The following is a 25,392-nucleotide window of genomic DNA, read 5'->3' as shown; positions in this document are numbered from 1 at the left end:
CAGCAATGAAACTTAAGCGCGTTTGTGCACTCATTATCGCAATACTTACTAACGCAACGTCCTGTTCGACTTTTTTGTCGTTAAACTGGCCACAGTTTAGCGACAAAAAAGCCGTGCATAGGCACGGCTTTTCTTTATGATGATGCTTTTTGGTGACTGTGAGCAGCAGCAACAAAGCTTTCAAACAGCGGATGTCCATCACGTGGCGTGGAAGTGAATTCCGGGTGGAATTGCACCGCAATAAACCATGGATGGTCTTTGTTCTCGATGATTTCAACCAGTTTCTTATCTTCCGAAAGACCCGTAAACGCAAGTCCTGCATCTTCAAGTTTCGGCACATAATGATTGTTCACTTCGTAACGATGACGGTGACGCTCAACGATCTCTTCATTGCCGTAAACTTCGCGTACTTTAGAGCCATCTTTTAAGTAACATTTTTGCGCACCTAAACGCATTGTGCCACCAAGATCCGATTGCTCATCACGTGTTTCCACATTGCCTTCTGAATCCAACCATTCCGTGATCAAACCAACAACAGGATGCGCTGATTTGTTATCAAACTCGGTTGAATTTGCACCGTCAAGACCTGCAACATTTCGTGCGTATTCAATTAACGCAACTTGCATACCTAGACAGATACCAAGGTATGGAATTTTATTTTCACGAGCATACTTAGCTGCAATAATTTTGCCTTCGACACCACGGCTACCGAAACCGCCCGGAACCAAAATTGCGTCCAAGTTAGCAAGAACTTCCGTACCTTTGCTCTCAATATCTTGCGAATCAACATATTGAATATTAACTGTAAGGCGGTTTTTCAACCCTGCGTGCTTAAGCGCTTCATTCACTGATTTATACGCATCAGGCAATTCAATGTATTTGCCGACCATACCGATCGTCACTTCACCTGTTGGGTTTGACTCTTGGTATAGTACTTGTTCCCACTCAGATAAATCAGCTTCTGGGCACTCAAGATAGAAACGACGACACACTAAAGAATCCAACTCTTGTGATTTAAGAAGTGCTGGGATCTTATAAATGCTGTCAACGTCAGGCAGTGAAATAACCGCTTTTTCTTCCACATTAGTGAAAAGTGCAATTTTCGCACGCTCGTTGTTTGGTAATTTGCGATCTGAACGACAGATAAGAATATCTGGTTGAATACCGATTGAACGTAATTCTTTCACCGAGTGTTGCGTTGGCTTCGTTTTAACTTCGCCTGCAGCGCCAAGGAAAGGAACCAACGTCAAGTGCATGAAAAGCGCACGTTCACGACCAATTTCCGTACCTAGTTGACGGATTGCTTCCAAAAACGGTTGCGATTCGATATCACCAACTGTACCACCAATTTCAACGATGGCGACATCATGTCCTTCAGCACCTTCAAGTACACGGCGTTTGATGTCGTTTGTAATATGAGGAATAACTTGAATTGTCGCACCTAGGTATTCACCGCGACGTTCGCGACGCAATACATCTTCAAAGACACGACCTTGAGTGAAGTTATTGCGTTTTGTCATCTTAGTGCGGATAAAACGCTCGTAGTGACCAAGATCTAGGTCAGTTTCTGCACCGTCTTCGGTTACGAAAACTTCACCATGTTGAATAGGGCTCATTGTGCCAGGATCAACGTTGATATATGGGTCCAATTTAAGAATTGTGACGCGTAAACCACGTGCTTCAAGAATTGCCGCCAACGATGCAGCTGCAATACCTTTACCCAAAGAGGATACAACCCCGCCTGTTACGAAGATAAATTTAGTACTCATGCGAACCCTAGAATATCAGGAAAAGTGGAAATAATTTAGAATCAAGACGGGATCACATTTTAGCAAAAGCCAGAGGGGCAATCCAGCTAAATCTTGTCCTACCTCCTTTTCATACTGATTTGTGGGCTGCTTTAATTTGCTCCCACACTTCATCCATCTCCTGTAGCGATGCGGTATTGAGCGCTTTTCCTTGAGTTTCTAAGACTGATTCGACCTGCTGAAAACGACCAATAAATTTTTCGGTGGCTTTTCGAAGGAGTTGCTCGGCGTTAAATCCACCGTGCCTTGCAACATTGACGGTTGCAAAAAGCAAATCACCGATTTCTTCTCCACTGTGCGCGGAATAAGGATCAACATTCATCGCTTCCTCTACCTCATCCACCTCTTCTTTCACTTTGTCTAGCGCTCCTTCATACGTTGGCCAGTCAAAGCCCAGTGCGGCGGCGCGACGCTGAATTTTTTGTGCTCGCGTAAGCGCTGGTAACGAGGACAATACATCATCACCAAATTGAGCGCTCTGTCCCACTTTTTCTTGTTGCTTGATGGCGTCCCATTGCATGGACAATTCAGTTTCAGTTAGCGTTTTTTGATGTTCAAAGACATGAGGATGACGACGAACTAATTTTCGATTCAGGTTGTCAACGACGTCCGAAAAGTTAAACAAACCAGCTTCTTTACCCAATTGCGCATAAAAAACGATTTGGAACAACAAGTCACCCAATTCGTCTTTTACATTTACCCAATCTTGTTGCTCAATGGCATGCGCGACTTCATGTGCTTCCTCAAGCGTATGCGGTACGATAGAGTCAAACGTTTGTTTTTTATCCCAATCACAACCCTGTTCAGGATCACGTAACGTTTGCATGATATCGAGTAACTTTGTGATATTTTCCATCGTCCGTCTACCTTGCTTTACTTCGACGTTTACAATTGACGTTTTGCTTCAAACACACCTTCAATTTGGTGTAATTTGACTAACAAACGATTCATCGCAGACAAATCTCCGACTTCAACTTGCATGACAAAAATGGCCAATTGTCGGTCATCGTGCGTTTGAACATTCATGTTGTTGATGTTGACTTTCTCATTCGCAAGCGTCGAACTGATGTCACGAATCAAACCTTGGCGGTCCTGCGCTTCGATACGTAACGTCAAACTGTAGGACGACTTGACGTCATCCGCCCAACTCACTGCGATTACCCGCTCTGGATGCAAATCCGTAATATGGGCAAAGGAGTCACAATCACTACGATGAACAGCAATACCTCGCCCTTGAGTGATATAGCCAACAATGTCATCTCCTGGTAGCGGCTGACAACATTTTGCCATGTGGCTCATCAACGTACCTACGCCATCGACAACAACCGCATTTTTATCGCCTTTTCGCGTTGTCGGTGCTTTAAATTTTACTGGCAGCTCATCTTTGGGTTTATCTTGGACAAAATTAAGCAGTTGATTAATCCGTACATCGCCTGCACCTATCGCCACTAACAAATCATCTAGCTCACGGAAGTTAAATCGATCAATGGCAGGGTCTAAATCTTTGTAAGTCAGATCCAATTTTTGCAAATGAGCATCAAGTATCTCTTTTCCTGCCTGCAGATTTTTATCGCGATCTTGAAGCTTAAACCAACTGTGTATTTTGGCTCTTGCCCGAGACGACTTCACGTAGCCTAAGGATGGGTTCAACCAATCACGGCTTGGATTCGGTTGTTTTTGCGTTAGGATCTCAATTTGATCACCGGTCGATAATTGATAAGTAAATGGCACAATTTTGCCAAACACTTTTGCCCCAATGCAGCGGTGTCCCACATTAGAATGAATGTAGTATGCAAAATCCAGCGGTGTTGAACCTAACGGCAAATCGAATATATCGCCTTTGGGCGTAAACACGTATACACGGTCTTCCACCACTTGGTTTTTAAGTTCTTCCGCCAGCTCACTGCCGTCGACCACTTCTTCTTGCCATTGCAGTAGTTTGCGCAACCAGCTAATTTTTTGTTCATAACCTGAGCCTCGCCCAGGCAACGACCCCTCTTTATAGATCCAATGTGCAGCAACACCGAGCTCCGCATCTCGATGCATCGCTTCAGTTCGAATTTGAATTTCGACGGTTTTGCCTTCGGGCCCAAATACTACGGTGTGGATCGATTGATAACCATTTTGCTTCGGCGTCGCAATATAGTCATCGAACTCCTTGTTCAGGTGACGCCAACTGGTGTGCACTATCCCAAGCGCGGCGTAACAATCTTGAATTTCGTTCACAACAACCCGCATCGCTCGTATGTCGAAAAGTTGGTCGAATTCGTAATGCTTTTGCGCCATCTTTTTATAAATACTGTAGATGTGTTTCGGACGCCCATAAACTTGCGCTTCAATACCTGCGTCTTTTAATTTTTCAGACACCAGATTCACCATGTTTTCCATATAGGCTTCACGGTCTAAACGCTTATCCGCTAACTGCTTTGCAATGCTTTTATATTTTTCTGGATGCAAGTACCGGAAAGAAAGATCTTCCAGCTCCCACTTTAATTGACCAATCCCTAAACGATTAGCCAGTGGCGCAAAGATATTGGCAGTCGCCTTTGCCGCGATAACTCGCTCTTCTTCTTGCGCGTTTTTCACCGCACGTAAATAACAGATTTGCTCTGCCAATTTGATTACAACGGCACGTACATCTTCAACCATCGCCAACAGCATGCGACGGATATTATCAACCTGAACAGCCCCCTTACCTTGATGATGAGCGAGGGTACTAATGGTTGCCATTTGATCTACGCCCTCGAGCAAAAGTACCAGATTGTTGCCAAATGCTTCCTTTAACTTCTCAGTATCGAGTTTACCCTTCAAGTAGTAGGGTGTGAGGTATGCGGCACCAAGCGACTCAGCATCGAAATTTAACGAGGCGAGGATTTCCACCATTTCAATAGCAGTTGTCAGAAGGTCTTCACTGTCTTCTGGGCAAAAGGATTTTGCACGTTGCAGATACGCCACTTTGTCATCAGACAATGCTAATAAGGCTACCCTCGAATCGAAATCGACCGGGTGTTCTTGTTGATGGGATTGGCGAGTTGCAACCATTTAGCTTACCTCCTTTGAAACAGTGCCATACTCTCGATATGCCCCGTGTGTGGGAACATATTCATTAACCCGACTCGGGTTAATTCAAACTTTGCGGCTAATATAACGGCGCTATCACGAGCTAGAGTTACCGGATCACAAGAGACATATAAAACACGGTCAAACTGCTTAAGTGGTAGCTGTTTCAGAATTTCTTCCGCACCAACGCGCGATGGGTCCAATATCAACACATTCGCATTCGATTTAAACCAAGGTGCATTGACGAGATTTTGAGTTAAATCAGCGCAGTGAAATTCTGCATTAGCAACCGAGTTAGTGTGCGCATTTTGCGTAGCCATTGCAACAGAAGACTGAACCCCTTCCACTCCAATTACTTCATTTGCACATTTTGCAGCCGCTAAAGAGAAATTTCCTATCCCTGAAAATAAGTCAAGCACGATGTCATCTGGGGACAGGTTAAGCCAACTAAGCGCTTGTTCTATCATAGCCTCATTAACTTTGGCATTAACTTGAACAAAGTTATCAAGCTTGTACTGGAACGCCAAACCGAGCTTCTCTAATCGATATTCAGGTAAAGGATAGGATAATTCTGAAACCTCATCCTTTGGCCCTTGCCAAATGAAATGCCATTCATCACTGCCAATTTGTTGTTCAAACTGAGTTTTATGCTCTGATGAAATCGATTTTAAATGGCGGAGTAAAACAAAGCGGCCATTGTCGGCATCACTCAATTGCACATGGCTGACGGATTTGAGTTGGGCATGCTTATTTAAAGCGTCTCGAATTTTGCTCGCCACATCCGCAAAGGGTTCCGTCAACACATGACAATACTGGATTGGCACAATACGCTTTGACCCTTTTTCACGAAATCCAACTTGTAATGTGTCGGAATCTTTGTCGTGAAAACAGGCAAGCCTTGCGCTACGTCGATAATGCTGAGCTTCACTTAAAATAGGAGTTTGCCAAGGTAGCTCTGTCAAACGGCAAAATTTGCTAAAAAGAGCGGCAACCGCTTCTTGTTTATCCGTGACTTGCCCATCAATGTGCTGATGTTGTAATTGGCATCCACCACAACGCTCGAAGTCAGCACAAAATGGCTGAACACGTTGTTGGCTTGCTTCTAATACTTTAACCGTTTTAGCTTCGACGAACTTACTTTTGTTTTGGTAAGCCTCCGCTTTGACCGTTTCAGATTTTAGCGCACCATCAATAAACCACACTTTGCCATCATGCCGGGCTACGCCTCGACCTTGATGATCACACCCTGTAACCGTTAAGGTCATGACTTTTTGTGTAGATGCTTTTTTACTCGCGCGGAAAAACTGCGCCATGGAATTGCCCCTTAGCATTGCTTAACCATCTCTAAGTGATTAATCTAGCGTTAACATAAGAAAAAACACGCTAAATATGACCAAATTAAGCTTTCGAGATAGCGTTTTAACTTTGACTTTGCTGCCAACCATTATCATTGGCGTATTACTTGGTAGCTATTTTACCTTAAATCGCTTTGTTGAGCTTGAACAAATTGTTGAAGCACGTGGAACAAGTATCGTTGAATCTTTGGCTGTGGCACTTGAAGCTCCGATGATGGCAAAGGACAAAGCTCAATTACATCGCTTATTGTCTATCACGCAAAATAAGCATGGTCATTTAATCAACTCGATTGCCATTTTTGACACCGATAACAAACTCTTTCTCACAAGTAATTTCAATTCTCAATTTGCGCATTTAAAATTTCCTAGCAACGTAAGTGAACTGCTTTCAACTCGCAGCGAGCTGCATGATAAATCCATCATTGTTTATAGCCCTATCACTCATTTCAGCCAACATGTCGACTTGTGGCAAGGCCCTGCGCCAGCCAATTTAGGTGTCTTAGCGATAGAATTGAGTTTAGACGAGGCTCGTATTTCTCAACAACGCTCTGTCCTTGCGAGCATTGCAATCCTCGTTGTTACGTTGTTGATAGCGGGGATTTTAGCAATTTACTTTGGACAACGTTTTACCCGCCCGCTTCGTCGCCTGTTGCTTGCCACAGACAAACTCACGGAAGGAAAGCACGACATTGGTATCCACGACAAAATGGAAGGTGAATTTGAGCTGCTGAGACTCGGTCTCAACAGCATCAGCGACAAAATGACGCTGCAAAAAGAGGAAATGCAAAAACACATTGACCAAGCAACGAGCGATTATCGTGAAACGCTAGAACAATACGAAATGCAAAACATTCAGTTGGGCATAGCAAAGCGAGAGGCTCAAGATGCGAACAAAGTGAAGTCGGATTTCTTGGCTAAAATGAGTCACGAATTACGTACCCCCCTCAATGGTGTCATTGGCTTTACACGTCAGCTTTACAAAACGCCTCTAAATCGTCATCAAAAGGATTATTTGGACACAATCGTTTTATCTGCAAATAGCCTAATGAGCATTATTTCCGACATTTTGGATTTTTCTAAACTGGAGGCAGGTGCAATGGAGCTCGAAAACATTCAGTTCCAATTGCGTGATGTCGTCAATGAAGTCATGACGTTACTTGCGCCAAGTGCACATGAAAAGCAACTCGAATTATCGGTATACATCAATAGAAAGGTCCCTGACAATTTAATTGGTGATCCCACTCGTTTTAAACAAATCTTGATAAACCTAATCAATAACGCCATTAAATTTACGGAAAAAGGCTCTGTTAAAATTGATGTCGGTCATCGAATGCTGGATGACCAACGCGCCTCGTTGTTGGTATCCGTTTCAGACACCGGCGTGGGGATAGCCCAAGAAAAGCAAGATACCTTGTTTACGCCGTTCGGCCAGGCTGATTCAAGCATTACGCGCAAATTTGGTGGCACGGGGCTTGGCCTCATCATTACCAAACATTTGGTTGAGGCAATGAATGGCCGCATCACACTAAACTCGGCACAGGGTAATGGCAGTTGCTTTACCTTTAACGCCATATTGGAACTGCCAAATCATCTATTTAACAATGACTTACCGATTAAATCTCTTAAACATAAACGAGTACTCTTTTTCGAATCGCATGAACACACTCATCAAGCCGTTGCGGCCCTGCTTGAAGAGTGGGAAATGCAGGTTACCGCATGCATTGACGAAGAAAGCTTTCTCGCAGCCTTGCAACCTGAGTTTAATTACGATGTGTGTTTGATTGGCCATATGGCGAATGTCGACCAAATGCAGACACTCAAGTCATACATCAATAAAGTAAGAGGTCAGACAGACTATTTGTATCTGTTACTCAACACAATTTCGCACAACATGCGTGAGTCTTTGATAGGTTCTGGGGCAGATGCCAGTTTAAGCAAACCGGTAAATCACCGAAAACTTTGCGAGTTACTTGCAGCACCTTATCGACTAGACCACCCTGACGTGGGCGAAGCGAACGACGATTTTGATATCTTACCTTTAAAAGTACTGGTTGCAGATGACAACGACGCGAACCTGAAGCTCATCACGACACTTTTAAATGAACAAGTGGAAAGTATTGATAAGGCACACAACGGTTCACAAGCCATCTCGCTGTGCAAATCACATAAGTACGACATTATTTTTATGGACATTCAAATGCCGATAACTGACGGCATAACAGCCTGTAAAACAATTTTGGATGCGTCTTTGAATGAAGACACCCCTATCATAGCCGTAACAGCTCATGCATTAGCCGGTGAAAAAGACGACTTACTGAAAATGGGTTTCAAAGGTTATCTGACGAAACCGATTGATGAGGATATGCTGCGTCAAACTATTTGTGATTTCAGTGAGACCGTTTTACGTGTGAGTAAAATAGCAAAAGATGCGCCGAAGCCGAGTAAAGCGCCGTTCGACAGCCAACTTTTAGATTGGGAGCAGGCACTGTTGCATGCTGGAGGGAAGAATGACCTCGCGCTGGAAATGTTGAATATGTTGTTGTTAAGCGTTCCTGAAACATTAAAACTGATTAACGAAGCGATGGACAACAAAGACAGTGAGCATTTACTGACAATCATTCACAAATTCCATGGTGCTTGTTGCTACACAGGAGTGCCAAAACTGAAGAAACTTTCTGAAACGATTGAGACGTCACTGAAACAGGGTTTGGCGATTACCGACTTAGAACCTGAAATTTTTGAATTATTGGATGAACTTGAAAATCTATTGCGGGATTCAGGCATAGAGGCTGCTTAATGCAACCTCTCTTTCGCTTAATATCGAAAGAAACTAGATGCCTTGTCTAGCTTCTTTCATCAATTTACGCATATCGGAAACAGCTTTCGACATGCCGTCAATCGCGGCTCTTGCAACTATCGCATGACCGATGTTTAGTTCGTAGATTTCAGGAATAGCAGCGATAGCTTTCACGTTGTGATAATGTAAACCGTGCCCTGCATTCACAATGATGCCTTTCCCGTGAGCGTATTTTACGCCTTCAGTAATGCGAGCGAGTTCTTTGGCTTGTTCTTCATCCGTTGTTGCGTCTGCATAACAACCGGTGTGAATCTCAATGTAAGGTGCGCCGACCTCTTTTGCCGCATCAATTTGTGTTTTATCGGCATCGATAAAGAGTGACACCTTAATACCTGCATCTGTTAAACGTTTAACTGCATCGGTTAACTTTTCTTTTTGGCCCGCAACATCCAAGCCACCTTCCGTGGTGAGTTCTTCGCGTTTTTCCGGCACAAGACACACGTAAGCGGGTCTAATCTCGAGCGCTATCGCAAGCATTTCTTCCGTCACCGCACACTCAAAGTTCATGCGTGTTTGCAATGTTTTAGCCATCACATAGACATCTCGGTCTTGAATATGGCGACGGTCTTCTCGTAAATGGATAGTGATCCCATCAGCGCCTGCGTGCTCAGCAACGGCAGCCGCGTGCACAGGATCGGGGTAATTTGTTCCACGCGCTTGGCGAAGTGTTGCGACGTGATCGACATTCACGCCTAAAAGTATTTCTTTCATAAGCCTCCCTTTAAATGAACAGCTCTCGACTCTTTAACTCTCTATAGCCCAACAAAGGGCGTAAAACCTCACGGCTCAAACGCTTTGCCTGTTGGCGTGTTTCAATCGGTTCGTAATCATGTTGTGCGATGTTCAGCAATACCTGTCCGCGATAGCCATAAGCACTTTGTACAAAGCCACATTCAGCGACATACCGATACGTTAACTTTGGGTTAACAGAATTTCCGTCAGCATCATAATCAAACTCGATGCCGAAACCAAGTAAGTTCAACAATTCAAATTCATAACTGCGTAATACGATTTCTAATTCTTCGCCATTTTGCAATCGGAATAGGTGACTTTGATAGAGTTCGAATGCCCCTTCTAATGGCTCGTTTATCGGCATTAATCGATAACTCAGTTCATTCATGTAAAACCCGCAGTAGAGCCGCCTCCCTTGCATTGCATTACCAAGCGTGAGGAGTTCGAATTGATTGAGGTATTTCATGTCATGCCGACCAGCATATCGACAAAGCAGTGGGAAAAAAGGTTGGAGTTGCGCGTTATGTTTCAGTTGATGCTTGCCCTTGATCCGGGCAAGCATCTTAATGTGTCCGATTCCCTCAACGACTACATTGAGCATCACTTGTGAATCACTCACAGGTCTTCGATGCAACAAATAGGCGCGAGCGAAATCGCTGTCCAATTAGTCTTCTCCGTATCCTAAACTACGAAGAGCGCGCTCATCATCAGCCCAGCCGGATTTAACTTTGACCCACAGTTCAAGGAACACTTTATTATCTAGCATCGCTTCAAGATCTTTACGTGCTTCACGACCGATAACTTTAAGTTTCTCGCCCTTGTTACCAATCACCATACGTTTTTGCGATTCACGTTCAACCAAAATAAGCGCATTGATTTGCCAAACGCCATTGTCTTGCCATTTAAATTGCTCTATTTCCACCGTAACGGAATAAGGCAGTTCATCACCCATAAAGCGCATGAGTTTTTCACGCACGATTTCCGCCGCTAAAAAGCGCATTGAACGATCAGTTACATAGTCTTCAGGAAAATAAAATTCACACTCAGGCAAACGCTTACGAACTTCAGCTTTAACTAAATCGACGTTTTTACCCGTTTTAGCCGAGATAGGAATAATGCCAGCAAATTCCCCTTTTTCATGAAGCCACTGCACATGCGGGATAAGATCTTCTTTGTCTTTTACGTTATCGGCTTTATTAATAATCAAAAAGATTGGATGACCACTGTTTTTGATTTTATTGAGTACCATTTCATCATCCGATGTCCAATGAGTACCTTCAACAACAAACAGGATCATTTCAACATCACCAATCGAGCTTGAGGCTGCACGGTTCATTAGACGATTGATTGCGCGCTTTTCTTCACTGTGAAGTCCAGGCGTATCAACATAGACCGCTTGGTAGTTGTCTTCCGTATGGATACCTAAAATACGATGACGCGTCGTTTGAGGCTTACGCGAGGTGATACTAACTTTCTGTTCAACGATACAATTTAACAGCGTTGATTTACCAACATTTGGGCGACCAACAATCGCCACCATGCCGCAATGTGTATTAAGAGTCATGCTTTAACTTCTTTAGCGCCTTTTCAGCTGCTTTTTGCTCTGCCTTACGGCGCGAGCTACCTACCGAAATAATACTTTCCATACCTTCAACAATACATTCGACCGTGAACGTTTGATTATGGGCCTGCCCTTTCGTATCTATTACAGTATAGCCAGGTAATGGCAACTTGCGGGCTTGTAAGTATTCTTGAAGTAATGTTTTCGGATCTTTTTGGTTATGACCTGGTGAAATTTCTTCCAAACGGGATTCATACCACGCAAGTACTAATTGCGAGCAGGTTTCAATATTTGAATCGAGGAATACAGCACCAATGATAGCTTCAACCGCATCAGCTAAGGTTGACTCACGGCGATAGCCACCACTTTTTAATTCACCTGGACCTAAACGTAGGTAATCCCCAAGACCAAATTCCACACCAAACTCAGCCAAGGTTTGACCGCGCACTAGAGTCGAACGCATGCGGCTCAAATCACCCTCTCGTGCTTTTGGAAACTTGTGATATAGGGCATTAGCAATAACAAAGCTCAAAATAGAGTCACCTAGAAATTCGAGGCGCTCGTTGTGTTGCCCTTTGTAACTACGATGGGTCATTGCCTGCTCAAGAAAAGCAGGCGATTCGAATTCATAACCTATTTTTTTGTATAACTCTTTTACGTCTTTTTTCATCGTTACTGTATGCTACCTAGGCGCTCAAAACGAACACCAGTTGGAACAAAGCTAGGAAGAAGGCTATCAGGGCCATTCTCAAACTCAAAACTCATCCAAATGAAAACCGCTTTACCCACCAAGTTTGCCTTAGGAACGAATCCCCACATACGGCTATCTTGGCTGTTATCACGATTGTCACCCATCATAAAATAGCTGTCTTCTGGCACAACCCATTCATCTGCACGAGTATCTTGTTGTTGATAATAACGGCCTTTGCTTTCCAGCGCTTCTGGATTGATCAAGATGTCGTGTGTTTGCCCTGGCAGCGTTTCTTTCAAACGCACCAACGGCATTAGACCTTGATAGAATTCGTCACGATTAATAATGTCCATGTCTACCGCGTTGAATTCACCACAGAACATCTCACCGGATTTTTCCTGTCCTTCCGCACAGTTTGGCTTGATGTACAATCGCTTGTTACGATAAACAATGCGGTCACCAGGAAGCCCTATTGTACGTTTAATAAAATCCACTTTTTCGTCTAGTGGAAACTTAAACACCACGATATCACCGCGTTTTGGTTCATTAACCTCAACGAGTTGAGTACGCCAAACCGGGTCTTTAATGCCGTAACTGTACTTTTGAACCAAAATAAAGTCACCCACAAGCAATGTTGGCATCATCGAGCCTGATGGAATTTGAAATGGTTCAAAAATGAAAGAGCGAAAAATAGTAATCGCTGCAATCATTGGAAAAATCGACTTAGCACCTTCAGCAATGGCAGGCACAGGAGCAATTTGCGCAATCACGTCGTCATCTAAATCGGCTTGCGAAGAACCTTTCGCAATTGCGATGCGTTCACGACGTTTTGGGGCGTAAACCAAATGGTCAACAAGCCAAATTAAACCTGAACCCAGCGTCAGTAATACTAAAAATACTGAAAAGTAACCTGCCATACTTTTTCCTTAACTTATTATTTTCCTACCTTCAGAATCGCTAAGAACGCATCTTGAGGAACTTCAACGTTACCTAACTGCTTCATACGTTTCTTACCTTCTTTCTGTTTCTGAAGGAGTTTCTTCTTACGGCTAACGTCACCACCGTAACATTTTGCCAATACGTTTTTACGTAATTGTTTCACCGTTGTACGAGCAATAACATGCGCACCGATTACGGCTTGAATTGCAATATCGAATTGCTGACGAGGGATAAGCTCTTTCAACGCTTCAGCTAACTGACGACCACGTGATTGTGCGAAGTCTTTATGCGCGATAATCGCAAGTGCATCAACTCGGTCACCATTGATTAAGATATCGACTCGCACCATGTCGGCTTCTTGGAAGCGAATGAAGTTGTAATCAAGTGAGGCAAAACCACGGCTCGTTGATTTTAATTTATCAAAGAAATCCATGACCACTTCAGCCATCGGCAATTCGTACGTCACCGCAACTTGGTTGCCATGGTATGTCATCTTCGTTTGCATACCACGCTTTTCAATGCAAAGCGTAATGACGTTACCAAGGTAATCTTGCGGTACTAAGATATTTGCTTCAACGATAGGTTCACGGATTTCTTCAATGTTATTGATTGGCGGTAAGTCACATGGATTGTCGATTTGAATAATGTCGCCATTTTTTAACTTAATCTCGTACACTACGGTCGGTGCCGATGTGATTAAGTCCATATCGTATTCACGCTCTAGACGCTCTTGGATAATTTCCATGTGGAGCATGCCCAAGAAGCCGATACGGAAACCAAAACCAAGGGCTGTTGAGCTTTCTGGTTCGAACTGCAGCGACGCATCGTTCAAACTTAATTTATTAAGCGCATCACGGAATGCTTCGTATTCATCTGAAGCAATTGGGTACATACCTGCGTAAACCTGAGGTTTAACACGTTTAAAACCGGGTAAACGTTGAGGAGCTGGGTCTTTTACAAGCGTGATAGTATCACCAACAGGTGCACCATGAATATCTTTGATGCCTGCAATTACGTAGCCTACTTCGCCAGTCTTCAATATACCAGTTTTAGTTTGTTTAGGTGTAAAGATACCGATATTGTCGACTTCATAAACTTGCCCCGACGACATGATTTTGATCTTGTCTTTTTGACGTAATTCACCGTGTTTAATACGAACCAGTGACACAACGCCTTGGTAAGGGTCAAACCAAGAGTCGATGATAAGCGCTTGTAACGGTGATTTAGGATCGCCTTCTGGCGGTGGAATATCGCGCACAAGCACTTCCAACACTTCATCGATACCGATACCCGTTTTCGCACTACAACGAACGGCTTCTAGCGCTTCAATACCAACAATGTCTTCGATTTCTTCAGCAACACGCAATGGATCAGCTTGAGGTAAATCGATCTTATTAAGCACTGGAATTACTTCTAAGTTCATTTCCAATGCCGTGTAACAGTTTGCTAGAGTTTGAGCTTCAACACCTTGGCCTGCGTCAACAACCAACAACGCACCTTCACATGCGGCAAGCGAACGTGAAACTTCATAAGTAAAGTCAACGTGACCTGGAGTGTCGATAAAGTTTAGCTGATACGTTTCACCGTCGTTGGCGGTATAGTTCAGCGTCACACTTTGCGCTTTGATAGTGATACCACGTTCACGCTCGATGTCCATTGAATCCAATACTTGCTGCTGCATTTCACGCTCAGAAAGACCACCGCAGACTTGTATTAAGCGGTCTGAAAGCGTCGATTTACCATGGTCGATATGGGCGATGATCGAAAAGTTACGGATATGCTTGTGCTTCATATATTGAATTCTAAACTCTAAAAAGTCGTTAATGGGATCAAAGCCGAGATTTTACCCGTAATCAGTGTTAATCACCATCAATTTGAGTCAAAGGCAGGCTAATTGGATAAATTTTTACCAATTTTATCTCATGTTTGAACTGAGAAACACGCTGTTTAGCAACAAGCGCACCAAATATTCCACCGAGCAATGCCGACAAAATCTGTCCGCCTTCCCCCAATTCAAGGACAAGTGCTGCAAACATCGCAAAAAGAAGTGCTGCAACTAGAGGCAACAAGTACACATAAAAACTGTGTGTAACCAAATGACGGTCGTCCAGCGACAATGTGACTTTCTGACCGACTTCTACCGCTTCTTGAAAATCAAACCACAACGTTTTCTTTTCTGTTTTGAAGAGTTTATTAAAAACTTGAGAGCCGCAACGTCCGTTACAGCCCTCGCACGGTTTCTTCGCCTCAGCTTGCAACTCGCCGCGTAGACCTTTGACGGCAATCACCGTCATTGTTTGTTCGATCATAAAGGTCGCGTTACCGATTCAGCGATACTTTTTGCCGTCATTGCAGGGATATTGCCAACCACTGAAACGTCAAAGCGACCTGAGTTGTGGACGTACACAGTTGTTGCGCCTGACGTTAACGCGCCACTTGGGCGTTTACCTGGCAACGGACGCTGCACGAATACGGAAACGTCAACCAGACCATCCGAGAAAAGGTAATAGTCAGCCAATTCGTTGTTCAAATCGAGCTTATGCCTGTCCGATTTTAGTAGCTCAAACCCTTTCGGTAACCATTCAATACGCCAGTTATCTTTCGCATCTTTGGCTGCTTGAGTCGTCACTTTCGGCAACGCTTTGGGAAAATCTCGGCCAGCAATTTCGAGCAATTGCGCGACTGGCTCTTCTGTTATGCTCAGATGGGTCAACTGAAGTTGTTCAAGCATTTCACCCGTTTGATTTACAAACGCGGCTTTCAAAAGTAAGGAAGATTCAACATCAACCCACAGCCAATAGTTGTATTTGTTCTCGTCTTTTGATTCGATTCGCACCAGTTGTGCAGCTCGACCAGCGATTCGTCCTTTACCGCCTAAAACGAAATCATAGTGGGACTCAAGTATGGAAATGTCTTTGAAAAGAACTTCTGGAATAGGCCCGGCAATGCTATCAGTATCAATCGCATAAGGTTCTGATTGGGGCTCAAAATAAGTCACTTGGTTACCCACTCTGACCATTTCCAAACCAGCGCCATTTAAAAGACTTAAGAATTCAACTTCAGTGTCGTCCTTTTTGCCATGCAACCAACGATAAGGCTCCATTGCTTTTCCTTTAACAACGACATAGGACGCATCAAAATTTCGACTGTGAACCGCTTCGGCAAGGTTGGTGAGCAGTTGTTTTGCACTGACAACTTCCTGAGCTTGCGCCCAAGAAGTTGCAAAGCAGAGTATCGCAATAAACAGCTTTTTCATTAAATTAGTTTTGTTCCTCTGTCACGTCTGACGCTTTCTTCTGCTCTTCAAGCTGTTTAGCTTGTTGTAACGCGTACGCCATTCTAGACTGGCGCTGATGCTCAAGCACAAGCGCACCAATACGTTGTTGTTGAAGCTCTCTTAGGCCTTGAGCTGCATTTTCAATAGCAGGCTGTTCTGTCGACAAACTCACTGGAGAAACCGAGCCCGTAAGCGGCATCGTTTGCAAAGATGGAAGCGTGTTGTTCAACTCAGACTGTGTTGTATTATTATTTACACCAACTAAAGCAACCAAACACACACTTGCTGCAATCGCAAATTGAGCTAAAGGCTTTTTATAGCGCGCCAAAGAAATAACATTCGATTTTACATCGTCATTGACGGCCTCAGCTCGAATGTCTGGAGCTTGCTCGTTATGCGACATATTATACGTCGGTTCGCTCTCAAGTGCAGCAGCTACTTGCGCAGTAATATCAATGCAGATGGACTTTTCTTTTTCCGCGCGCATCGCATCACCGATAAGGGCGTAACGCACAAATTTGCCGTGTTCAAGTCCATTCAGCATTTCAGCAGAGCGCCCAACTTCACCATCAAAAATGTCTGATGTAGTCTGCTCTAGCGAAGCGTGTTTGTTTGCATTAGTCATAGTTAAGACTCGCCTATTAACGAATTTAAATTATTATCAATGGCTTCGCGAGCTCGAAAAATACGTGAACGAACCGTTCCTACTGGACAATCCATGACCACAGCGATTTCCTCGTAACTCATACCTTCAATTTCTCGAAGTGTGATGGCCGTTTTCAAGTCTTCGGGTAAACCTTCAATTGTTTTGAAGATTACTTCTTTGACCTCATCACTCATCAATAAGTTCTCAGGTGAAGCATTTGAACGTAATTGCTCTGCACCGTCGTACACTTCCGCTTCTTCAGCATCAATGTCGTTTGCAGGCGGCTTACGCCCAATTGCCACTAGATAATTTTTTGAACAATTCACAGCTATACGATATAGCCAAGTGTAAAACGCGCTCTCGCCTCTAAATTTAGGCAAAGCACGATATGCTTTAATAAAAGTTTCCTGCGCCACATCCGCAACGTCACCGTGATTACTCACATAACGAGAAATGAGAGCCGCAACTTTATTTTGATACTTGGCAACCAACAAGTTAAACGCATTCTTGTCTCCTTGCTGAACTCGTCTAACTAGCTCTAAATCCAAATCCTGCTCGCTCATTCGAGCCGGTACTCCTCTATTGTTTTTTATTGCTTTTCACACGACAATTACGTGCTGCGCAGCTTAGTTATCGGGGCTAGTTGCCATCTTTCACTGCTACTATGACCGACACCTGAATAAAAAGTTCTGTTTTTATGTATTTTTTTAAAATGCGGCAATAAATGACTCAGTCATCACTGCATAGAACTAACAGTTTAACTAACTCGTTGTTTTTAACAGCATCTCAGTTTAGTGACTATGATAGCAGATACCACACTGATTTGAGTACGGATCGGAAAAGTTTAATTAAGACACTTTGATATGAACGAAACCAAACACCACAGCACAGACGTTGTTATCATCGGGAGTGGAGCCGCAGGTTTATCACTTGCACTTTCTCTGGCCAATCATTGTAAAGTTAGCGTGATCAGTAAAGGGGCGCTGACTGAAGGCTCTACGCTCTATGCGCAAGGTGGTATAGCTGCCGTTTTTGATAAGAAAAACGACAGTATTGAGTCACACGTTGAGGATACCCTCCAAGCTGGCGGTGGACTATGTGATCGAGAAGCGGTTCATTACACAGCAAGCAATGCAAAATCATGCTTAAAATGGCTCATCGAACAAGGCGTTCCATTTGATATGGAGTTTGATAGTGAAGGCAAAGAACGCTTTCATTTAACCCGTGAAGGTGGACACAGTCATAGACGCATTCTACATGCTGCAGATGCCACAGGACGTGCGGTTCAGACTACGCTTATCTCGCAAGTGCAAGCACACAGCGGCATTCAATTGCTTGAGTATTACAACGCGATTGACCTTATCACCGATAAACAAAGCCAAGAGAAACACGTTAAAGGAGTTTACGTATACAACCGTAAAGCGGAACGCGTAGAAACCATCAGCGCGAAGTTTGTCGCTTTGGCGACGGGTGGAGCAAGTAAGGTTTATTTGTATACCTCGAATCCGGACGTATCAAGTGGTGATGGTATTGCGATGGCATGGCGTGCAGGCTGCCGAGTTGCAAACATGGAGTTTAATCAATTCCACCCAACGAGTCTCTATCACCCAGATTTACAGAACTTTTTAATCACCGAAGCCATGCGTGGTGAAGGTGCGCTATTACGACGTCCTGACGGCACACGTTTCATGCCAGATTTTGACCCTCGTGAAGAACTCGCCCCACGTGACATCGTAGCCAGAGCAATCGATTTTGAAATGAAGCGTCTAGGCGCGAATTGCGTGTATCTCGATATTTCTCATAAAGACAAAGACTTTATTATCGAGCATTTCCCAACTATCTACGCGAAGTGCCTAAGCGTTGGGCTAGACATCACAAAAGATCCAATCCCTGTCGTCCCTGCTGCACATTACACCTGCGGTGGCGTTATGACAAACTTTGATGGAAAGACGGACATCGATAATCTTTATGCAATTGGCGAAGTCGCTTACACCGGTCTTCACGGTGCAAACCGTATGGCGAGTAACTCTCTGCTAGAATGCATTGTTTTTGCGCATGCGGCAGCAAAAGACATCCTTGCAAAACTTGCCACACATCCAGAACCCCCTGCATTACCGGAGTGGGATGAGAGTCGAGTAACAGACTCCGATGAGGAAATTGTCATTACACATAACTGGCACGAATTGCGTTTGTTTATGTGGGACTACGTGGGGATCGTTCGTTCAACCAAACGATTAGAGCGAGCACTGCGCCGTGTTGAACTTTTAAAGCAAGAAATTCAAGAATACTACGCCAACTTCAGAGTAAGTAATAACTTACTTGAACTTCGTAACTTGGTACAAGTTTCCGAGCTAATTATTCGAAGCGCCTTGGAACGAAAGGAAAGTCGCGGTCTTCATTACACGATTGACTACCCCGAGTTAAGTGAAAATCCAACCCCGACGGTGCTTTCACCTACGGATGGTGATGCAACGATAAAATAGTCCGTCGTAATAAACGCCAAGCTTCTTGCTGCAACGATTGTGGCAAGAAGCAGACACACGTCTTCTTTTCCACACTTTGTACATAAATCACGACAAGGCCATCAAAAATACGCGATGTAGGCAATAGCCTTCCCATCAATACCACCCCTTGCCCATCATAAATCTCGATATGGCCGTCATTCAGCACCACAACGCCATCAACGATAAACCACTGATTAATCGATTTCCAAGTGTGTAGACTTAAAGGTATCCAGCCAGCTATCACCAGCACCAGCGAACTAAGGGTCGGATAGAGGAATAACAAAGAAGGACAGGTCAATACAACCCAAGCGACTAACCACTTATGGCTTGGGTTGTTATTAGAAAAATCAATCCTATACGCGGACACGGTCAAGAATGAGCGCCACCATTTTGGCTAAAATCGGGTCAGGACATTGCTCATGGCCCATAAACCAGGCAAAGAGATCTGGGTCTTCAACTTCGAGCAATTGTTGGAAAACATATTTATCCTCAGCCGACAATACATCATACGCTGCTTCAACAAATGGCTCTAACAACACATCAAGTTCTAACATGCCACGGCGACACGCCCATTTAATTCTTGCTTTTGAATACAATTCAGTCATGACTTACCCCATCATTTGATGTCGGGAAGTTTATCAAATCGTCCTTTTGCACACCAGCTTCCTATTGCAATCGCACTCTCCTGCCCATACAAAACAAAAAGATTAGCGCGTTATGAGTCATTGGCAAGCGATGCAAGCGATTTCGCTTACTTCAAGTAGACCTTTGAGTGTCGTCTGAAACCGCCTTTACAGCCGCGTCCTTGGCTTTGAAAGCCTATCGCTATCAGGTATCATAGGCACATTCTCGCTTAGCAACACGATGATGGAATCCGATTTATGCAAGCACAGGCTTTTATACTGGATGATGGTCTCATTCAAGTTACCGGACAAGACAAGTTAAGTTACCTACACGGTCAACTTACGCAAGACATGAACTTAGTGACGGATGACCAGTTTAAATGGACAGGACACTGTTCACCAAAAGGCAAACTTTGGGGTGTATTTAGACTGTTTAAAGAGTCGGATAGCTACATACTGTGGGGCTCAAAAAGTGAGGTTGACGCCTCTTTACGTGAGTTAAAAAAATACGGTGTGTTTGCTAAAGTCGAAATTGCACAAGCAGAGCGCGTCACGATTGGCATAATCACGGATTCAATTTCCAGCTCGTTGTCACAACTTAATGTGACACCAGTCGAAGGCCAAACCGCATATTACAGTGAAGCACTGGAGGCAAAAGTACTGGTACTTGATGAAAAACGACTTGTTGTTTTCGCAAAACAAAAACCAGAATTGCCGGGTACGTTTGCCTATATCCCTGACAACGCCCTGTGGTATCTTGAAAGCATCACTGCTGGCGAACCTCGTTTGGATGCACAAAGTATCGATGAGTACGTCCCACAGATGGTCAATCTGCAAGCATTAAATGGTATTTCGTTTAAAAAAGGTTGTTATACGGGACAAGAAACGGTTGCTCGTATGCGCTATCTCGGAAAGAACAAACGAGCGATGTTTATCGTGTCAGCACAGGTTGACTCGCTGCCTGAGTCACTTGATTTAGAAATGGCGTTAGAAACGAGTTGGCGACGCGCTAATACACCAACGCATTTCGCATATGATAGTCACACCAAACAATTTAGAGCACTTGTGGTACTGCCAAACGACACAACGGTAGATACTGTGCTACGGTTTAAAGATTCGCCTGAAGCGCACTTAACAATTCAGGCTCTGCCTTATTCTTTAGAAGACTCGCAATAATTTAGGAAAGATGATGAAAATTGAGCAAAATTCGGTTGTCAAACTTCACTACGCTGTACTTGATAACGAAAAAAATACCATCGACAACACTTTTGATGAAGCACCAATGGAAATCATCATGGGCGCAGGGTATTTGATCCCTGGACTTGAAGAAGCGCTAATCGGCAAACAAGTTGGTGATACGTTTAGTGTTACGGTTGAGCCAGAAAATGGCTATGGTGAGCGTTACGACAATCTAACGCAAGCGGTCCCTAAATCAATGTTTGAAGACATGGAGATTGAAGTTGGTATGCAATTCCGTGCAACAACGGACGAAGGCGACCAACTCGTTGTTATTATTGGTATTGAAGGTGATGACGTTATTGTTGATGGCAACCACCCTCTTTCAGGTATTACGCTCAACTTTGATGTTGAAGTCATTGATGTGCGTGAAGCAACCGCTGAAGAACTTGAGCACGGACACGTGCATGGAAGTGGTTGCTGTGGTCACGACCATGGTCATGATCACGACCATTAATAGTCTGTTTTAAGTGGCCTCAATTGGCCACTTTTGCTTCTAATAAATCCGTTAGTTTGCGTTGCTGATTTGTACCGATACGGATTTGTGTATCGTCTAGCAACGTTATTTCCACCGCTCTAAAGCCGTGAACACCATATACCCAGCCATCGTGGGTGATCCGCACACCAATACCATGGGCCCAAGAATTAATCACTGGCTGAACCGTTTTAATCTCCGAAAATTTAACTTCTCTTTTAAATACACCAGGTCCAAACCACCAGCGGATCGATTCATCATCGACCTCAACAGTTAAAGTTCCAAATAGGATTGCCATCACCAGTAGTAGCACCAAAAAGCCGACCACACCGATATTTGGGCCGATTAAGACCAACGCGATAGCGACAAAACTCGCTATCCAAGTGAGTAGCCCCCAGATAGCCCAACCAAATTGAGTATGTTTATACATCGATTATTGCCTTAAAAACTGTACACCAAAGTGACTCCAAGTTCGCTGTCTTTGGATGCCTTCCCTTCAACGGGCTGAGAATTGTATCGATAGGTGTAGGACGCTTTCATCGAAATCCCCCCTAGCACTTGGCTGATTAACGCCGTTTCGGACTTCAATCGAGAATTAAGCCCAGACAAAGATTGTTCAACACTTAAATCCTGATTAAAACGTGTGCGACTGGACACTAACCGTTCCCATTGCAGAGCAACACGAAGTAGATAACCAATTTGTGATCGCTCATCACCTTCTTCAAGCTCAATGTCGTCGCGAGTTCGTGACATATATAAACCAGGGCCAATATCAAAGTCGACGGTATTTTTTGTGCCTTTGTAAAAGCGATTTCCGTAACCCGTTGCGACCGTTGATTTGTAATCCAAACCACTGAATTTATCGCGCTCGTAATCGCTATAGATAAAAAATGACGCTTTCTTATCCTCAAGCTTGTAGTTACCCTGTGCAGACACAAACACGCGTGAGGCAGTAACGTCATTTTCATGGCTGCTCGAATTTGCTTCTTGGCGATACAATCCGTCTAATTTGAAATGATTTCGCCAAACGCTAAAGTCTTGATATAGATTGCTTTTGAGCTTGAAAGACGTTGATTCCGTGTTGCCTTGGCTTAAGCTTAAACCAAACTCGGTGTCACCATAGAGTAACTCGCCTTGATGCTGTTGGTGGATTTCCGCCTCAGACAAATCGCCGTATTCGTGGAAATCCTCAAACGGATCGCCTGCATAACTGAACGCACTTACACATAACAACGTAATTAAGTATTTTCTCACTACACTTATAACTTCTAATTACGAACCTAAATTTAGGTTTAGTTAACGGGAATTATTGTTGACCACGCAACCAAACGACATGGCAAAATGGCGCATCAATATCACGACTGATCAAAATCTTTGCAAATAAAAGGTCTTGCTCATCGACTTCAAGCCCAACAAGGACTTGAACAAAGGCTTCAGGCTCGATCTCGTATTCAACAAACGCAGCCCAACTTTCATCAGGCTCGCTGTCTTCTATAAACCCAGCTTCTTCGCGATGCTCATTAAAAAGTTCAATGTCATCTTCCGACAAGTTATCCGGCGCCATTTCCAAAAAGATTTCGTAGGCTTGGTTCGTTGCTTCTTCAACGCTGTGGAGTCTTGCTGACATAATACTTTCTCAACATAAAATTAGACGTCTATCATAGCAAATTACGAAAATTATTTGCTATGACTACGATAGAATTTCTGTAAATCACAGGTCATTAGCTCAACGGCACTCATAACACGTAATAAAAAATCCAACGTACAAGACCATTTCTACAATAAGCGCTAACTCTTTCTATTTCAATATATTCAACAATCACTAAACCTATTTTACTCGTCGCGCCATCCTTGGTGATTGTTTTTCATCCAACACCAATATCTCGCCTTGCTTTCTTGTTTTCATAATTCGCTTTACACTTGGAAGAAGTAGACATCAGACCTGTTATAAAAATTAGAATTCAGGCTAAAAATCATGGGATTAAGCACATGGTAAAACTAGAAATAAAAGAACAAGTCGCGTGGATCACGTTATCCAGACCGGAAAAGCAAAATGCCTTATCGTTTGAAATGTTTCAACAACTTGCAAGCGTCATCAAGCAAATAAGAAAGGATAAGAACCTGCGCGCCGCGGTGATCACTGGGGATGGCAATCACTTCAGCTCCGGGCTCGATGTGAAGAGTGTGGTAAAGTCCCCCTTTAAAATTGTCCAATTACTCTTTAAATGGCTTCCAGGAAATCAAAACCTCGTTCAAAAAGTCGTGCTTGGATGGCATTCATTACCAATTCCTACGTTTGCGCTCATTCACGGCAATTGTTTTGGTGGAGGTCTGCAAATTGCGCTTGGCTGTGACTTTAGACTCGCAGCACCCACTTCGCAATTTGCCATCATGGAGGCTCGATGGGGGCTATGTCCAGACATGGGGGCTACAATACATTTGCCAGCCCAAATGAACTACGACGATGCGCTATGGTTAAGTATGACAGCAGACCCTATTCCGGTCGAAACAGCGAAACAACAGGGTTTAATTACGCAAATATGCGATGATCCAAGACATCGTTGCATGGAAATGTTAGACATACTTAAATCGCGTTCGCCCGATGCTTTAGCAGGTATTAAGTCGCTTTGTCAGCGCGCTTACCACAATCGTGAACGGACTATACTAGCAAAGGAAACCGCCACTCAGCTGGGCCTTTTGCTCGCAAAGAACACTAAAATAGTGATGAAAAATGTCAAATCAGACTCTCCAATCCACTTTTTGCCGCGCAAATAGACTGAAAAAAGGATGATCTAAATGATTAAACAAGAAATTCAATTTATTGAGCACTACTATCAGGTCGTCAGCGAGTACTTGATGAACTACAGCATGCAACTTGTCGGGGCAATTCTAGTCTTGTTGTTTGGCCTGTGGGTTGCGAAGAAACTTTCTTCAGTTACCTCCGCGCTGATGAATAAACATAATATCGATGTCACGCTGACAAACTTCCTTAGTAATGTCGTTAAAGTGATTGTCATCGTTATGTTTATCGTGATTTCTCTTGGCAAAATTGGGATTAGCGTAACACCGTTTGTTGCCGCTATCGGTGCAGCATCTCTAGGCGCAGGTCTCGCGATGCAAGGCATGCTTTCAAATTACGGCGCTGGGCTTGCCATTATCGCCACTCGCCCTTTTGTGGTTGGTGATACCATCATGGTCAATGGCATTAGCGGTTTGGTTAAAGACATTCAACTAGGACACACTATCTTAGTTGATGAAGAACAAGTTGAAATTACAATTCCGAATAAACAAATAATCGGTGAGGTACTTCACAACTCATTTGCGAATTCGTTAGTTAAAGGAGAAGTAGGAATTGCCTATCACGCAGACCATCACATGGCGGTTAAACTTATCCAAGGCATTTTGTCTGAACACCCCAATGTAGCTAACGAGCCTGAAATCAAAGTGGGCATAGAAGCCTTCGCGGACAGTGCAGTGGTGATAAGCTATCGCTATTGGGTTCCGACGAATAAAATTATCGAGACAAAGCTTGCGGTAAACGGTCTTGTATTTGATGCAATCAACAACGCGAAAATAGAAATCCCATTCCCTCAACGCGTTGTAACACTTAAAAATCCTACGTAGTCCT

25 protein-coding genes are annotated in these 25,392 nt (G+C 43.7%); 6 read left to right on the top strand and 19 right to left on the bottom strand.

Translation table 11 applies throughout. The features are described from left to right. Positions 1 to 134: 134 nt before the first annotated feature. From NI389_RS14190 to rlmD, 4 genes are all read right to left on the bottom strand, one after another. Complete coding sequence (locus NI389_RS14190) at positions 135 to 1,769, bottom strand: CTP synthase (protein WP_308360507.1); 1,635 nt, start codon at positions 1,767 to 1,769, stop codon at positions 135 to 137. 109 nt (positions 1,770 to 1,878) lie between these two features. Next, positions 1,879 to 2,664 carry a nucleoside triphosphate pyrophosphohydrolase gene (mazG, locus tag NI389_RS14185; protein ID WP_308360506.1) on the bottom strand — a complete coding sequence of 262 codons (786 nt, stop codon included), beginning with the start codon at positions 2,662 to 2,664 and terminating at the stop codon, positions 1,879 to 1,881. A gap of 29 nt (positions 2,665 to 2,693) precedes the next feature. Beyond that, positions 2,694 to 4,850 (bottom strand): GTP diphosphokinase, encoded by a 2,157-nt coding sequence (relA, locus tag NI389_RS14180; RefSeq protein ID WP_308360505.1) that lies wholly within the window; start codon positions 4,848 to 4,850, stop codon positions 2,694 to 2,696. A 5-nt stretch (positions 4,851 to 4,855) separates the two neighbouring features. Next, positions 4,856 to 6,181, bottom strand: a complete 1,326-nt coding sequence (gene rlmD, locus NI389_RS14175; protein ID WP_308360504.1) for a 23S rRNA (uracil(1939)-C(5))-methyltransferase RlmD — start codon at positions 6,179 to 6,181, stop codon at positions 4,856 to 4,858. A gap of 76 nt (positions 6,182 to 6,257) precedes the next feature. Here rlmD and barA point away from each other — a divergent pair, with 76 nt between their 5' ends. Then, positions 6,258 to 9,020 carry a two-component sensor histidine kinase BarA gene (barA, locus tag NI389_RS14170; protein ID WP_308360503.1) on the top strand — a complete coding sequence of 921 codons (2,763 nt, stop codon included), beginning with the start codon at positions 6,258 to 6,260 and terminating at the stop codon, positions 9,018 to 9,020. Between the two features lie 33 nt (positions 9,021 to 9,053). On the opposite strand, the gene pdxJ is transcribed toward barA, so the two are convergent. From pdxJ to rpoE, 10 genes are all read right to left on the bottom strand, one after another. Next, positions 9,054 to 9,791 carry a pyridoxine 5'-phosphate synthase gene (gene pdxJ / locus NI389_RS14165; RefSeq protein WP_308360502.1) on the bottom strand — a complete coding sequence of 246 codons (738 nt, stop codon included), beginning with the start codon at positions 9,789 to 9,791 and terminating at the stop codon, positions 9,054 to 9,056. A gap of 10 nt (positions 9,792 to 9,801) precedes the next feature. Continuing rightward, the gene (gene recO / locus NI389_RS14160) at positions 9,802 to 10,476 is read right to left on the bottom strand and encodes a DNA repair protein RecO (protein WP_308360501.1); all 675 of its coding nucleotides are present in this window, start codon (positions 10,474 to 10,476) and stop codon (positions 9,802 to 9,804) included. Beyond that, complete coding sequence (gene era, locus NI389_RS14155) at positions 10,477 to 11,376, bottom strand: GTPase Era (RefSeq protein ID WP_308360500.1); 900 nt, start codon at positions 11,374 to 11,376, stop codon at positions 10,477 to 10,479. Next, positions 11,366 to 12,043, bottom strand: a complete 678-nt coding sequence (gene rnc / locus NI389_RS14150) for a ribonuclease III (protein WP_208842635.1) — start codon at positions 12,041 to 12,043, stop codon at positions 11,366 to 11,368. The genes era and rnc overlap by 11 nt, the downstream gene beginning before the upstream one ends. A 2-nt stretch (positions 12,044 to 12,045) precedes the next feature. Next, a complete protein-coding gene (gene lepB, locus NI389_RS14145; protein ID WP_308360499.1) occupies positions 12,046 to 12,981 on the bottom strand; it encodes a signal peptidase I in 936 nt (311 codons plus the stop codon). A 17-nt stretch (positions 12,982 to 12,998) separates the two neighbouring features. Then, on the bottom strand, positions 12,999 to 14,795 hold the full coding sequence (gene lepA / locus NI389_RS14140; RefSeq protein WP_308360498.1) for a translation elongation factor 4: 1,797 nt from the start codon (positions 14,793 to 14,795) through the stop codon (positions 12,999 to 13,001). 67 nt (positions 14,796 to 14,862) lie between these two features. Further along, positions 14,863 to 15,312, bottom strand: coding sequence for a SoxR reducing system RseC family protein (locus NI389_RS14135; RefSeq protein WP_308360497.1), 450 nt, complete (start codon positions 15,310 to 15,312; stop codon positions 14,863 to 14,865). Beyond that, positions 15,309 to 16,259 carry a MucB/RseB C-terminal domain-containing protein gene (locus NI389_RS14130; protein ID WP_308360496.1) on the bottom strand — a complete coding sequence of 317 codons (951 nt, stop codon included), beginning with the start codon at positions 16,257 to 16,259 and terminating at the stop codon, positions 15,309 to 15,311. Before NI389_RS14130 ends, NI389_RS14135 begins: the two co-directional genes overlap by 4 nt. Positions 16,260 to 16,263: 4 nt before the next feature. Then, positions 16,264 to 16,905 carry a sigma-E factor negative regulatory protein gene (locus NI389_RS14125; RefSeq protein WP_308360495.1) on the bottom strand — a complete coding sequence of 214 codons (642 nt, stop codon included), beginning with the start codon at positions 16,903 to 16,905 and terminating at the stop codon, positions 16,264 to 16,266. A 2-nt stretch (positions 16,906 to 16,907) separates the two neighbouring features. After that, positions 16,908 to 17,489: an RNA polymerase sigma factor RpoE gene (rpoE, locus tag NI389_RS14120; protein ID WP_308360494.1), complete on the bottom strand. Its 582-nt coding sequence runs from the start codon at positions 17,487 to 17,489 to the stop codon at positions 16,908 to 16,910. Between the two features lie 300 nt (positions 17,490 to 17,789). On the opposite strand from rpoE, the gene nadB reads away from it, so the two are divergent. Then, positions 17,790 to 19,409: an L-aspartate oxidase gene (gene nadB / locus NI389_RS14115; RefSeq protein ID WP_308360493.1), complete on the top strand. Its 1,620-nt coding sequence runs from the start codon at positions 17,790 to 17,792 to the stop codon at positions 19,407 to 19,409. On the opposite strand, the gene NI389_RS14110 is transcribed toward nadB, so the two are convergent. Next, on the bottom strand, positions 19,381 to 19,803 hold the full coding sequence (locus NI389_RS14110) for a hypothetical protein (RefSeq protein WP_308360492.1): 423 nt from the start codon (positions 19,801 to 19,803) through the stop codon (positions 19,381 to 19,383). The two genes, nadB and NI389_RS14110, sit on opposite strands and share 29 nt — an antisense overlap. Beyond that, positions 19,784 to 20,035 carry an FAD assembly factor SdhE gene (locus NI389_RS14105; protein ID WP_308360491.1) on the bottom strand — a complete coding sequence of 84 codons (252 nt, stop codon included), beginning with the start codon at positions 20,033 to 20,035 and terminating at the stop codon, positions 19,784 to 19,786. The genes NI389_RS14110 and NI389_RS14105 overlap by 20 nt, the downstream gene beginning before the upstream one ends. A 276-nt stretch (positions 20,036 to 20,311) precedes the next feature. Here NI389_RS14105 and ygfZ point away from each other — a divergent pair, with 276 nt between their 5' ends. Next, the gene (ygfZ, locus tag NI389_RS14100) at positions 20,312 to 21,229 is read left to right on the top strand and encodes a CAF17-like 4Fe-4S cluster assembly/insertion protein YgfZ (RefSeq protein WP_308360490.1); all 918 of its coding nucleotides are present in this window, start codon (positions 20,312 to 20,314) and stop codon (positions 21,227 to 21,229) included. A 13-nt stretch (positions 21,230 to 21,242) separates the two neighbouring features. Next, positions 21,243 to 21,746, top strand: a complete 504-nt coding sequence (locus tag NI389_RS14095) for an FKBP-type peptidyl-prolyl cis-trans isomerase (RefSeq protein ID WP_308362566.1) — start codon at positions 21,243 to 21,245, stop codon at positions 21,744 to 21,746. A gap of 19 nt (positions 21,747 to 21,765) precedes the next feature. On the opposite strand, the gene NI389_RS14090 is transcribed toward NI389_RS14095, so the two are convergent. The 3 genes from NI389_RS14090 to NI389_RS14080 are packed head-to-tail and all read right to left on the bottom strand — an operon-like array spanning position 21,766 to position 23,391. Further along, positions 21,766 to 22,194 carry a hypothetical protein gene (locus NI389_RS14090; protein ID WP_308360489.1) on the bottom strand — a complete coding sequence of 143 codons (429 nt, stop codon included), beginning with the start codon at positions 22,192 to 22,194 and terminating at the stop codon, positions 21,766 to 21,768. Between the two features lie 11 nt (positions 22,195 to 22,205). Continuing rightward, positions 22,206 to 23,018, bottom strand: a complete 813-nt coding sequence (locus NI389_RS14085; protein WP_308360488.1) for a DUF481 domain-containing protein — start codon at positions 23,016 to 23,018, stop codon at positions 22,206 to 22,208. A gap of 52 nt (positions 23,019 to 23,070) precedes the next feature. Next, positions 23,071 to 23,391, bottom strand: a complete 321-nt coding sequence (locus NI389_RS14080; RefSeq protein WP_372588603.1) for an HI1450 family dsDNA-mimic protein — start codon at positions 23,389 to 23,391, stop codon at positions 23,071 to 23,073. 362 nt (positions 23,392 to 23,753) lie between these two features. Between NI389_RS14080 and NI389_RS14075 the strand changes: the two genes are divergently transcribed. Next, the gene (locus NI389_RS14075) at positions 23,754 to 24,539 is read left to right on the top strand and encodes a crotonase/enoyl-CoA hydratase family protein (protein WP_308360487.1); all 786 of its coding nucleotides are present in this window, start codon (positions 23,754 to 23,756) and stop codon (positions 24,537 to 24,539) included. Positions 24,540 to 24,560: 21 nt separating this feature from the next. Continuing rightward, positions 24,561 to 25,388, top strand: a complete 828-nt coding sequence (locus NI389_RS14070; RefSeq protein ID WP_308360486.1) for a mechanosensitive ion channel family protein — start codon at positions 24,561 to 24,563, stop codon at positions 25,386 to 25,388. Positions 25,389 to 25,392: the final 4 nt, after the last annotated feature.

Origin of the sequence: Pseudoalteromonas xiamenensis, from assembly GCF_030994125.1 — a bacterium.
GTDB classification, from domain to species: Bacteria; Pseudomonadota; Gammaproteobacteria; order Enterobacterales; family Alteromonadaceae; genus Pseudoalteromonas; species Pseudoalteromonas xiamenensis_B.
This window is presented reverse-complemented; position numbering and strand designations above follow the sequence as displayed.

Excerpts from the sequence above, each read along its gene's own strand:
- NI389_RS14190 (WP_308360507.1), bottom strand. The coding sequence starts at position 1,769 with ATGAGTACTAAATTTATCTTCGTAACAGGCGGGGTTGTATCCTCTTTG.
- mazG (WP_308360506.1), bottom strand. The coding sequence starts at position 2,664 with ATGGAAAATATCACAAAGTTACTCGATATCATGCAAACGTTACGTGAT.
- relA (WP_308360505.1), bottom strand. The coding sequence starts at position 4,850 with ATGGTTGCAACTCGCCAATCCCATCAACAAGAACACCCGGTCGATTTC.
- rlmD (WP_308360504.1), bottom strand. The coding sequence starts at position 6,181 with ATGGCGCAGTTTTTCCGCGCGAGTAAAAAAGCATCTACACAAAAAGTC.
- barA (WP_308360503.1), top strand. The coding sequence starts at position 6,258 with ATGACCAAATTAAGCTTTCGAGATAGCGTTTTAACTTTGACTTTGCTG.
- pdxJ (WP_308360502.1), bottom strand. The coding sequence starts at position 9,791 with ATGAAAGAAATACTTTTAGGCGTGAATGTCGATCACGTCGCAACACTT.
- era (WP_308360500.1), bottom strand. The coding sequence starts at position 11,376 with ATGACTCTTAATACACATTGCGGCATGGTGGCGATTGTTGGTCGCCCA.
- rnc (WP_208842635.1), bottom strand. The coding sequence starts at position 12,043 with ATGAAAAAAGACGTAAAAGAGTTATACAAAAAAATAGGTTATGAATTC.
- lepB (WP_308360499.1), bottom strand. The coding sequence starts at position 12,981 with ATGGCAGGTTACTTTTCAGTATTTTTAGTATTACTGACGCTGGGTTCA.
- lepA (WP_308360498.1), bottom strand. The coding sequence starts at position 14,795 with ATGAAGCACAAGCATATCCGTAACTTTTCGATCATCGCCCATATCGAC.
- NI389_RS14135 (WP_308360497.1), bottom strand. The coding sequence starts at position 15,312 with ATGATCGAACAAACAATGACGGTGATTGCCGTCAAAGGTCTACGCGGC.
- NI389_RS14130 (WP_308360496.1), bottom strand. The coding sequence starts at position 16,259 with ATGAAAAAGCTGTTTATTGCGATACTCTGCTTTGCAACTTCTTGGGCG.
- NI389_RS14125 (WP_308360495.1), bottom strand. The coding sequence starts at position 16,905 with ATGACTAATGCAAACAAACACGCTTCGCTAGAGCAGACTACATCAGAC.
- rpoE (WP_308360494.1), bottom strand. The coding sequence starts at position 17,489 with ATGAGCGAGCAGGATTTGGATTTAGAGCTAGTTAGACGAGTTCAGCAA.
- nadB (WP_308360493.1), top strand. The coding sequence starts at position 17,790 with ATGAACGAAACCAAACACCACAGCACAGACGTTGTTATCATCGGGAGT.
- NI389_RS14105 (WP_308360491.1), bottom strand. The coding sequence starts at position 20,035 with ATGACTGAATTGTATTCAAAAGCAAGAATTAAATGGGCGTGTCGCCGT.
- ygfZ (WP_308360490.1), top strand. The coding sequence starts at position 20,312 with ATGCAAGCACAGGCTTTTATACTGGATGATGGTCTCATTCAAGTTACC.
- NI389_RS14095 (WP_308362566.1), top strand. The coding sequence starts at position 21,243 with ATGAAAATTGAGCAAAATTCGGTTGTCAAACTTCACTACGCTGTACTT.
- NI389_RS14090 (WP_308360489.1), bottom strand. The coding sequence starts at position 22,194 with ATGTATAAACATACTCAATTTGGTTGGGCTATCTGGGGGCTACTCACT.
- NI389_RS14080 (WP_372588603.1), bottom strand. The coding sequence starts at position 23,391 with ATGTCAGCAAGACTCCACAGCGTTGAAGAAGCAACGAACCAAGCCTAC.
- NI389_RS14075 (WP_308360487.1), top strand. The coding sequence starts at position 23,754 with ATGGTAAAACTAGAAATAAAAGAACAAGTCGCGTGGATCACGTTATCC.
- NI389_RS14070 (WP_308360486.1), top strand. The coding sequence starts at position 24,561 with ATGATTAAACAAGAAATTCAATTTATTGAGCACTACTATCAGGTCGTC.